Origin of the sequence: Rhodoferax sp. UBA5149 (genome assembly GCF_002413825.1) — a bacterium.
Lineage (GTDB): Bacteria > Pseudomonadota > Gammaproteobacteria > Burkholderiales > Burkholderiaceae_C > Rhodoferax.
In genome coordinates, this window is the sequence record NZ_DHXT01000097.1 from 32,446 (window position 1) to 41,880 (window position 9,435).

11 protein-coding genes and 1 tRNA gene are annotated in these 9,435 nt (G+C 60.7%); 6 read left to right on the top strand and 6 right to left on the bottom strand.

The features are described from left to right. The first annotated feature begins 24 nt into the window (after positions 1-24). Positions 25-423: a 50S ribosomal protein L17 gene (gene rplQ / locus B3V69_RS08415; protein ID WP_296445562.1), complete on the top strand. Its 399-nt coding sequence runs from the start codon at positions 25-27 to the stop codon at positions 421-423. A gap of 21 nt (positions 424-444) precedes the next feature. Further along, positions 445-521, top strand: a tRNA-Met gene (locus B3V69_RS08420). Positions 522-747: 226 nt separating this feature from the next. On the opposite strand, the gene B3V69_RS08425 is transcribed toward B3V69_RS08420, so the two are convergent. After that, positions 748-2,433 (bottom strand): SulP family inorganic anion transporter, encoded by a 1,686-nt coding sequence (locus tag B3V69_RS08425; RefSeq protein WP_296445563.1) that lies wholly within the window; start codon positions 2,431-2,433, stop codon positions 748-750. 338 nt (positions 2,434-2,771) lie between these two features. On the opposite strand from B3V69_RS08425, the gene B3V69_RS08430 reads away from it, so the two are divergent. Next, positions 2,772-3,626 (top strand): NAD(P)-dependent oxidoreductase, encoded by an 855-nt coding sequence (locus B3V69_RS08430; RefSeq protein ID WP_296445566.1) that lies wholly within the window; start codon positions 2,772-2,774, stop codon positions 3,624-3,626. Between the two features lie 30 nt (positions 3,627-3,656). Here B3V69_RS08430 and B3V69_RS08435 read toward each other — a convergent pair whose 3' ends face one another. After that, entirely contained in the window at positions 3,657-4,067 is a 411-nt protein-coding gene (locus tag B3V69_RS08435) for a hypothetical protein (protein WP_296445568.1), read from the bottom strand. 134 nt (positions 4,068-4,201) lie between these two features. On the opposite strand from B3V69_RS08435, the gene B3V69_RS08440 reads away from it, so the two are divergent. Next, positions 4,202-4,978 carry a slipin family protein gene (locus B3V69_RS08440; RefSeq protein ID WP_296445569.1) on the top strand — a complete coding sequence of 259 codons (777 nt, stop codon included), beginning with the start codon at positions 4,202-4,204 and terminating at the stop codon, positions 4,976-4,978. A 45-nt stretch (positions 4,979-5,023) separates the two neighbouring features. Here B3V69_RS08440 and B3V69_RS08445 read toward each other — a convergent pair whose 3' ends face one another. Next, on the bottom strand, positions 5,024-5,419 hold the full coding sequence (locus B3V69_RS08445) for a cyclic nucleotide-binding/CBS domain-containing protein (protein WP_296445571.1): 396 nt from the start codon (positions 5,417-5,419) through the stop codon (positions 5,024-5,026). A gap of 220 nt (positions 5,420-5,639) precedes the next feature. Between B3V69_RS08445 and B3V69_RS20750 the strand changes: the two genes are divergently transcribed. Both B3V69_RS20750 and B3V69_RS08455 read left to right on the top strand, forming a co-directional pair. Beyond that, a complete protein-coding gene (locus tag B3V69_RS20750; protein ID WP_414707496.1) occupies positions 5,640-5,897 on the top strand; it encodes a DUF6582 domain-containing protein in 258 nt (85 codons plus the stop codon). Positions 5,898-5,930: 33 nt separating this feature from the next. Next, positions 5,931-6,350 carry a hypothetical protein gene (locus tag B3V69_RS08455; protein ID WP_296445576.1) on the top strand — a complete coding sequence of 140 codons (420 nt, stop codon included), beginning with the start codon at positions 5,931-5,933 and terminating at the stop codon, positions 6,348-6,350. A 4-nt stretch (positions 6,351-6,354) separates the two neighbouring features. On the opposite strand, the gene B3V69_RS08460 is transcribed toward B3V69_RS08455, so the two are convergent. From B3V69_RS08460 to B3V69_RS08470, 3 genes are all read right to left on the bottom strand, one after another. After that, the gene (locus B3V69_RS08460; RefSeq protein WP_296445577.1) at positions 6,355-8,052 is read right to left on the bottom strand and encodes an isovaleryl-CoA dehydrogenase; all 1,698 of its coding nucleotides are present in this window, start codon (positions 8,050-8,052) and stop codon (positions 6,355-6,357) included. Next, entirely contained in the window at positions 8,036-8,926 is an 891-nt protein-coding gene (locus B3V69_RS08465; RefSeq protein ID WP_296445579.1) for a PaaX family transcriptional regulator C-terminal domain-containing protein, read from the bottom strand. Before B3V69_RS08465 ends, B3V69_RS08460 begins: the two co-directional genes overlap by 17 nt. 141 nt (positions 8,927-9,067) lie before the next feature. Then, positions 9,068-9,435: hypothetical protein (locus tag B3V69_RS08470; protein WP_296445581.1), on the bottom strand; the 368-nt coding region annotated here is incomplete at its 5' end.

Genomic DNA, 9,435 nt, shown 5'->3' on the forward strand with positions numbered 1-9,435 from the left:
GTTATATAACTAAAGGAAAGCACCATGCGTCACGGACACGGACTACGTAAACTCAATCGCACCAGCTCGCATCGTTTGGCGATGCTGCGCAACATGATGAACTCGCTCATCGAGCATGAAGTCATCAAAACCACGGTTCCCAAAGCCAAGGAACTGCGCCGCGTTATCGAACCCATGATCACTCTGGCAAAAGAAGCTACCGTGGCCAATCGCCGCCTGGCATTTGATCGTCTGCGTGACCGCGATAGCGTTGTCAAGTTGTTTAACGACCTGGGTCCGCGTTTCAAGACCCGTCCGGGTGGCTACACACGTATCCTGAAAATGGGTTTCCGCGTTGGCGACAATGCGCCTATGGCTTTGGTTGAATTGGTTGATCGCGCAACAGTGGTTGAATTGCCTGTCGACGAGACAGCGAAGGCATAATAGGTTATAATCTAAAGATACCGCGCGATGGAGCAGCCTGGTAGCTCGTTGGGCTCATAACCCAAAGGTCGTAGGTTCAAATCCTACTCGCGCAACCAACAAACATGCGGTCTCCGCAGTTAGCAAAACGCCAACCTTGTGTTGGCGTTTTGCTTTTGTGACGTCGCAGTTTCGGACACCGCTACTGGACCGTTTGGTCTGTGCGGAGGAGAGACCACCAGCCATCAACCGGCAGAAGCTATCTCTGACTGTCCACAAAGGAAGTGAGCCCGCCACTCAATGTTATTGAGTACCTTTTCACGTCATATTTTTGCCATGAACCGGTCAAATCGCCGTGGCCGCAATGTCGGTCGGCAATGCCTCTAACCGTTCCAGCGCCGCCAGCGCTTCCGCGTCGGTGCGGTACATCTTCAGTAGCGGACTGTCGCACAGTTCACCGGCGCTACGTAGCGTGTTTTCAGCAGGAAGTTTCATGCCACTGATGTGCAGTGTGATGCCGCGCTGTCGCAGTTGCGAGCCAATTTTCACAAAAACATCTACGCCGGTGGCATCGATGCGGTTGATTGGCTGCGCGAATAGACACACGTGTTGCGTTGACGAGTGGGCTGACAGATGTTCCACAATGGCACGTTCAAAGCTGCTGGCGGCGGCGAAGTCGAGCGCCGCGTCCATGCGCAGCCCGTACAAGTGGGGTGCCAGAGGCGGTAGGCGCCAGAGGTGCCGGTCCCGCAAGCTGCCGTCTGGGTGCAGGCCGACTTCAACGATGCGCGGATGCAGGCGCTGGTACAGGAAATGGGATAGAGCCATCAGCACGCCGGTAAGCACGCCCCAATACAACCGGGGCGCAGCCAGTAGTGTGATGGCAAAAGTCACGCCCGCGATGACAGCCTCGACCGGCGAGACACGCCACAGCCGTGCGAATTGTCCGGGCTTAACAAGCCCCAGCACGGCCGCCAGAACAATGGCGGCCAACACAGCCTTCGGCACATGACGCAGCACCGGTGTGAACAGCAATAGCGCGAGCAGGACGACCACCACGGATACGACGGTGGCCCAACCCGTGCGCGCACCTGCGTAGAGGTTGAGTGCCGAGCGAGAGAACGAAGAACTGGTTGGGAATGCACCGCACAGGCCGGCCGTAATCTTCCCCAGACCTTGGCCGATCAGGTCTTGATCCTGGTTCCAGCGCTGGCCCTGGCGCTCGTTGTCCACCTTCGCGCTGGAGGCGGTCTCCAGAAAGCTCACCAGCGTGATCACCAAGGTTGGCAGCACCAACTGGCTCAGCATGGCCCAGCTTGGCAGCGTGGGCCAATAAAGAGCGGGCAAACCATCGGGCAAACGACCCACCACGCCACCGCCGCCGGCCTCGAAACCAGTCCATGCGCTCACGCCAGCAGTTGCCAGAACGATGACCAACACGGTGGGAAAGGTGGGCCGCCAACGACGCGCCATGGTGAGGAGGGCGAGACTTACCAGACCGAAGACGGCCGACGGCCAGTGGATTGCTTGCTGCGCGATGAATCCGCGCCAGCCCGTAGGTAATCCCAGCATCGTCGGCAATTGCGAGGCGATGATCAGCACCCCGGCCGCTTGGGTGAACGCCATGAGTACAGGGGAACTGACCAGATTCAGCAACCAGCCAAAGCGCATGAAACCCAACCCCACCTGAAGCAGACCCGTCAGAAGGGCCAGCCACACAACCAGGTCGATCCAGCGGGCACTTCCGGGCTCGGCCAGGCCTGTCAGTGAGGCGCCTACCAAAAGGCAGGTCAGCGCCGTGGGCCCGACCGACAAGCGGGTGGAGGCGCTGAACATTACCGCCACCAACGCCGGCAGCATCGACGCATAGATGCCCGTCACCAGCGGCATGCCAGCCAGCGCCGCATAGGCCACGCCCTGCGGGATCACCATCAGGCCGACGGTCAGGCCTGCCAGCGCCTCACCACGCAGCAGCGTGGCATTGGGTCGAGGCCATTTCAGGAAAGGGAGCAGGCGCTGGAGTCGAGACATCTGTATTCAATACTCTGCGGCATGTGTGGATTGCAGTTTTTCATAAGCTCAGGACGGATGCCTGCCATCACGGCTATGTTGACAGTCTGGCGAGCATCAAGCTCATTCATGAAAGGCCACAACGCCATGGCAAGGATCTGCATCGTACCTCCATGCGCAAGGAGTGGTTGCCGGTAGTCCGTCGGCGCCAGCATGCAGACTGGCGCACCTGGCTCAGAAATGCAAAAAGAGGTGCTTGCCAAACCAGCTCGCGGTAAGATATTCGGGAGGAGTTGAGTTTCTCGCCCGTCGCTCGCATGCGACTCTCCCAACAGCACGCACTCTCAAGGAGCCCACTTATGGCAAACATCGCTTTTCTCGGCACCGGCTTGCTCGGCGGCGCCTTCGCCGAGGCCGCGGCAAAACGCGGCGACACGGTCACCGCGTGGAATCGTTCGCCGGAAAAAGTTCATGCGCTCGCGCACTTTGGCGTGATCGCAGCGGCAACGCCGGCCGAAGCGGTCCGCGACGCGTCGCGCATTCACCTAGTGCTTAAGGACGACACCGTCGTTGAAGCGGTACTGGCGGCCGCGCGCGCCGGGCTATCACCCGATGCGGTCATCATCGACCACACCACCACGCTGCCGACAAGCACCGCGGCGCGTGCCGCACGTCTCAATGCCGACGGGCTGAAGTACCTGCACTGCCCCGTCTTCATGGGCCCGCCAGCGGCGCGCAATGCGCAGGGCACGATGATGGTCGCCGGGCCCAAGGTGCTGTTCGAAAGCGTCAAGGCCGATCTTGAAAAAATGACAGGTCGGCTGGAGTACATGGGCGAGCGCGCCGACCTCGCCGCCGCGAATAAACTGTTCGGCAACGCCATGATCATCGGCGTCGTGGCGGTGATGGCTGACGTATTGACGATGGCGCAGGCAAGCAACGTGAGTGCCGAAGATGCCATCAATCTCTTCGGTTTTATCGACTTGAATGCGATCGTGGCGGGGCGTGGCGCGAATATGGCGAAAGGAAACTTCACACCGAGTTTTGAGTTGGCGATGGCGCGCAAAGATGTGCGGTTGATGCTCGAGACCACGGGCGATCGGCCCATGGCGGCACTGCCGTCGGTGGCGGCCCGAATGGATCAACTCATCGCGGCGGGGCACGGGGCCGACGACGCAAGCGTGCTCGGCATCGACGCGCTGCTGCGACCATAACGCGGGTGATTCGCGGGATGGCAAGGGCTACTAGAAGGGGTAGCGTTCACGCATGCAGCGCGAGTTCATGAGCAATCCGGCGGCCAGCGTGAGCAAGGCGACCGTGACCAGAATGATGACGGCTGCGGTCCACGGCCGCCCCATCTGTTGGCGGAACTGGACGAGTTGCAGCGTCGTCCCCAGCCAGCTCGCCGTTGCACAATAGGCCGCGAACTGCAACAGGATAAGACTCCACCGTCGTTTGTACAGGAACAGGAGCGGCGTTGCCAGGCACAAGGCGACAAGCAGAAAATTGCCGGCCCGAAAAAAATGGGCTGCCAGAAGCGATGCGGCGAGTACCAGGAGACTAATGCGGACCGACATTTGAAATGTATTAATTTGGTGCTTGGATTCTGCAGGCATTCGATAGCGAAGCCGCAACCTGGCGCTGCATTTTGCCACGGTGCGTCCTTTTCATATCAACATTTACGCGCGACGCGGATCGGGCCGCGATTGACACCTGGGTGCCTGATCGCTATGCTGAATCGAGCGGATGCTCGGTGCGACCGTCGAGCCCGATCGCAAGGAGAAGCGAAATGAACATTGAATCCGGTTGGCTGGGTGGCAGCATTATTTTGCTTCTGGGGTTTTCTTTTTTGCTCAACGCCGTACGTATATTTCGCGAGTATGAACGCGGCGTTGTCTTCACACTGGGGCGCTTCAGGCAAGTCAAAGGGCCGGGGCTCGTGATCATCATCCCGCTGATCCAGCAGGTCGTGCGCGTGGACTTGCGCACGGTGGTGCTTGAGGTGCCGACCCAGGACGTCATCTCGCGCGACAACGTGTCGGTCAAAGTCAGCGCTGTCGTCTACCTGCGCGTCATTGATCCGCAAAAGGCGATCATCCAGGTCGTCGACTACCTCAACGCCACCAGTCAACTGGCGCAGACCATGTTGCGGTCGGTGCTGGGCAAGCATCAGCTCGACGATATGCTGGCTGAGCGAGAAAGATTGAACTCGGACATCCGGCAAGCGCTCGATGCGCAAACCGACTCCTGGGGCATCAAGGTTGCCAACGTCGAGATCAAGCAGGTCGACCTGACCGAATCCATGATCCGGGCCATTGCCCGCCAGGCGGAAGCGGAACGCGAACGGCGTGCCAAAGTGATACACGCCGAGGGCGAATTGCAGGCTTCCGAAAAGCTGTTCCAGGCGGCGAAGATACTCGCGCAGGAGCCGCAGGCGATCCAGTTGCGTTATCTGGAAACACTGACCGTCATCGGGGCCGACAAGAACACAACCATCATCTTCCCGCTTCCTATGGATTTGCTGACGCCTTTCCTGGAAAGACCTAAGCAGGATTCCCGCGTCTAGATGAATATGGTTGACGACAGCTGACAGCTGACAACCGGCAATGTCCTAGCGATAGTGTTCTCGCCGCCGCGCTTCCGAGGCGAACTCTTCCAGGTCGGGATCCATTGCATTGCGGGACGAGATGATGCCGATGGGTCGACCGTTTTCAATCACCGGGACGTGACGAAAACCGTTCTCCTGCATCAGCAGCAGCGCGTGCCCGTATGACTTGCCCGGATCCAGTGTTTTGGGCGCGGCAGTCATCACGTCGCGCAGTGGCGTGGCACTGGCATCGCGCCCTTGCGCGATCACCCGAAATACTGCATCGCGTTCCGTAAAAATGCCGACGAGATGCTCGTTCTCGACAACCATGACGGCACCGACATTTTTGTCCGCCATCAGTCTCGCCGCGTCTCTGACGGTAGCCTCTGGCGGAGCAGTAAGAAATTTCTTCTGCTCCATGATGTTTCTAATAGATTGATCGAACACAGCAGCCTCCAAAGCAGATGCTAGTCGTATTTTTGAAGTACTTCTTTGCCCTAGGTCAATCTGTTGGCGACTGTGAGAAATCGCGCCAATCGGGCGTCAGTGCGATAGCGAACAGACGATTTTCCTTCGCGCAACTAAAGTGATGGAGCGTGTATGCCATTCCTCAATCACCGTCAACCTACCGGAGACATCAATGACAAAATTGACTGCGAAGAAGCGCGACGATCTCGGTGCCGGACAGTTCGCCTTTCCGACGCAACGCAAAGAACCGCTCGAAAATGCGAGCCATGTGCGCAACGCGGTCGCGCGTTTCAATCAGGTTGTCGACGTAAGCGATGCCGAGCGTGACGCGGCATGGAAGCGCATTCAGACTGCCGCCAAAAAGTTCGATGTCGAGATCCACGAAACCAGCTGGCGGCAAATCGGCATGACGCATCAACATGCCTCGTAGATTGAATTGTCTTCCCTTTCAAGGAGTGTGACCATGATTATTCCGTTCACCAGCGCTGGCACCCGCAAGGCCATCGGCTACTTTGTCGGCAGTGCCCTGTTTGCGGTCGTCGGCGCGGCCGCACAGGTCGGCATCGTCGGCGACACCGGCATTGACAGCTCTGGAAACTACCAGCAGGAACGTGCCTGGTGCATGGCCAATACCTCGGGCGAGGAGCAGGTGGCCTGTCTGAAAAATTCCGCTGCGGCGCAAGCCGAAAAGCGGCGTGGCACGCTGGACAAGGGGGCCAATCTTGACGCCAACGCCATGCTGCGTTGCGACGCGTTGGCGGGGCCGGACCGCGCCGCGTGCCAGGCCCGCGTCCAGGGTCATGGCAGCGCCAGTGGCAGCGTGCAAGGCGGCGGCATCCTCAAGCAGATCGAGACAGTGGTCCCGCCCGCAGGCCAGAGATAGCTCATCAACGTCCCGAAGACCCCTTGATCTTCGGTGTCGCGCGCGCAATGATGGCAGCGCTATCCACACCGCGCGGCAATGAGCCGTAGTGGTGGTGGCCCACCTGCTCAAGCCGCGAATGGCAGAAGGCATCGCTGACGAAGGCCGGGGCGTTGCGCACCAGCAGCGAAGCCTGCAGTGCCAGCGCCATGCGGTCTACCACGTCGCGGGCCCGGTATTCAAAATCGCGCAAATCCTGGAGATCTTTGGCGAGGCTGGCAACATACCGGTCCAGCCCGGTATGCGTCCCCTGCGACTTGCTGACTTCGGCAAAAAAGGCGTCCACCACAGTCGGCGTCTTTGACAGGGCGCGCAGCACGTCCAGGCACTGCACATTGCCGCTGCCCTCCCAGATGGCGTTGACGGGCGCCTCCCGGTACAGGCGCGGCATCATGCTGTCTTCCATCACACCGCTGCCGCCAATGCACTCCATGGCTTCATAGGCATGGTTCGGTGTGCGCTTGCAAATCCAGTATTTGCCGACGGCGGTGACCAGCCGCACCAGCAGATCTTCGTGCTCGTCGGCGCGCTGGTCCATCGCGCGGGCCATCCGCATCGTCAGTGCCAGCGCGGCTTCGCTCTCCAGCGCCAGATCGGCCAGCACGTTTTGCATCAGGGGCTGCTGGTTCAGCACCTTGCCGAAGGCCGAGCGCATCGAGCAGTGGTGTAGCGCCTGGGATGCCGCCATGCGCATGCCGGCGCTGGAGCCAATCATGCAGTCGAAGCGCGTCATGCTGACCATCTCGATGATGTTGCGCACGCCGCGGCCCTCTTCGCCGACCATCCACGCCAGGGCGCCGCGCAGTTCGGTCTCGCTGGAGGCGTTGGATGCGTTGCCCATCTTCTTTTTGAGTCGCAGCACCTGCATCGGGTTCTTGCTGCCGTCCGGACGCCAGCGCGGCAGCAGGAAGCACGAGAGCCCGCCGGGCGCTTGCGCCAGCACCAGAAAGGCGTCGCACATGGGGGCTGAAACGAAATATTTGTGCCCCACCAGTTCGTAGGCCTGGCCCGGCCCACCGCTGCCCAGCGGATAGGCGCGCGTGCTGTTGGTGCGGACATCCGAGCCCCCTTGTTTCTCGGTCATCGCCATGCCGATGGTGACGCCCTGCTTCTGCTCCACCGGCACGTTGCGGGGGTCATAGACGCGGGCCGTGACCTTGGGTTCCCAAAGGCCGGCCAGTTCGGGCTGCAGGCGCAGCGCGGGCACGGCGGCGAACGTCATGGTGATGGGGCAGCCATGGCCCGCTTCCACCTGGCCATGCAGAAAGCTCTTGGCGGCGCGGGCCACATGGGCCCCTGGTCCGGGCGCTGTCCACGGTGACGCGTGCAGACCGTGCGCGATGGCGGTCTTCATGAGCTGGTGGTAGGCCGGATGGAACTTCACCAGATCGATGCGGTTGCCAAAGCGGTCATGGGTATCAAACTCGGGTGTGAACTTGTTGGCCAGGTTTCCCAGTTCGAGATAGTCGGCGGACCCCGTCATCTTGCCGAATTCGGTGAGTTCGCGCTCGGCCCACTGGGCGCCTTCGCGTTGCACCGCTTCTTGCAGCGCGGCGTCTTCGGTGTACATGTTGTAGTCGCACAGCTCGCTCGACAGGTTGCTCACTTCATGGGTGTCGGCCAGATAGGGGGACGCTTGGGTGGGTTCAATTCGGCTGTTCATTGAGGGTCTCCAGTTCGGCAGGTTGATGGGTGAAATCCAAAGGGGGCGGGGTCTCGGCAAGGGATGCAAAAAAACGGTTCCAGATCGCACGTCCGGTTTCGTCAAAACGGTGCACGGTCTGGATGAAGGCGTGGCGCTCGCCAGCATCGACAAAAGGCGCCGGCAGCAGGGGATCAAAGACCAGTTGATGAATGGCTTTGCCGCCCAGCAAGAAAGACTCACGGGCTGCCGTATCCAGCGCCAGCGCCTTCGCGCCGGCCAGCCACGCCTCCAGCTGGCGCCGCAGCTGGCAGTAGGTTTGTGTCAATGCGTGACCGTCCCAGAGCTGGCGGACATGGGCTTCACGCTCGGCGTCGAGGCCGTCGGCCAGAAAAACGGCGGCGTCGCGGTCCAGTCCGAGTCTGTAAAGACGCTGGCGCACATCGTCAACACGGGGTTCGATGTTGTCCGGACGAATATGCAGGCCGCGCTCCAGTGGCTTGAAACCCATCATGTGCAGGGCACGCTCGCGCCGCCCCAGTGCGACGCGGTCGCTGCGCCCCAGCGCGCCGCCGTGCACGACGATATAGCCGCCCTGCCACGGTCGCAGCCGGGTTTCGGCTGAGCGCCAGGTGGCCACATCGCCTGCGAGATCGGTGGCCGCAGGCCCCAGGCGATAAGCACCGCGTCCAACAGCCTCGACCAGACCCTCTGCAGACAGGCGTGCCAGCGTGACGCGAAGGCTGTTTTCGCTGATCTTGAAGAGGGCGCCGGCCAGGATCGCATCGCGGGCAGTCAGGGGCGCGTCGCCGACCGCCAGCAGGAGATCGAGGATCAGGTTTTTCGGGTTGACCTTCATGAGATGGGTGGGGTGCTGAATTGCCGAGTCGTTCAATCAAAACATTACACAGTAAATCAAATATTGATTTTTTAAGTAATGTATCTTGTGGCAAGAAACGGCAGATGTCAACGGTTTGTGACACGCCACGTTGCACGCCTCGTGCGGATGGACCCCGCCATCCCCGTCACCCCAGGGCTATTGCCAGCCTGGCAGCTTGCGCAAGACGAAGGGGTACGACGCTGCGGTGGCGGCGTTGTTCCAGGTTCCTCGGATCTCCCTGCCGCACGACTTCTCCACCACGGTGCCCAGCCAAGTGGCCGAAATACGCTGGCCGTCGAGCGACTCTTCGAGGGTCAATTCGCCCTGGTCCACATCACCGGCGATCAGCGCTTTGACGCCGTCGCGGTTGATGGCGCCGCTGACGCTGTCCGTCAACTCGGGATGCTTTTCAAACAGCAGCGTCGCACCCTGCGGCAAACCCTCAAACTCGGCGTGCCACAAGCCGTAGAGATGGCGTGGGCCGATCTCCGCGGCCACGGGGCAACTGGCCGCTACCGATGGGT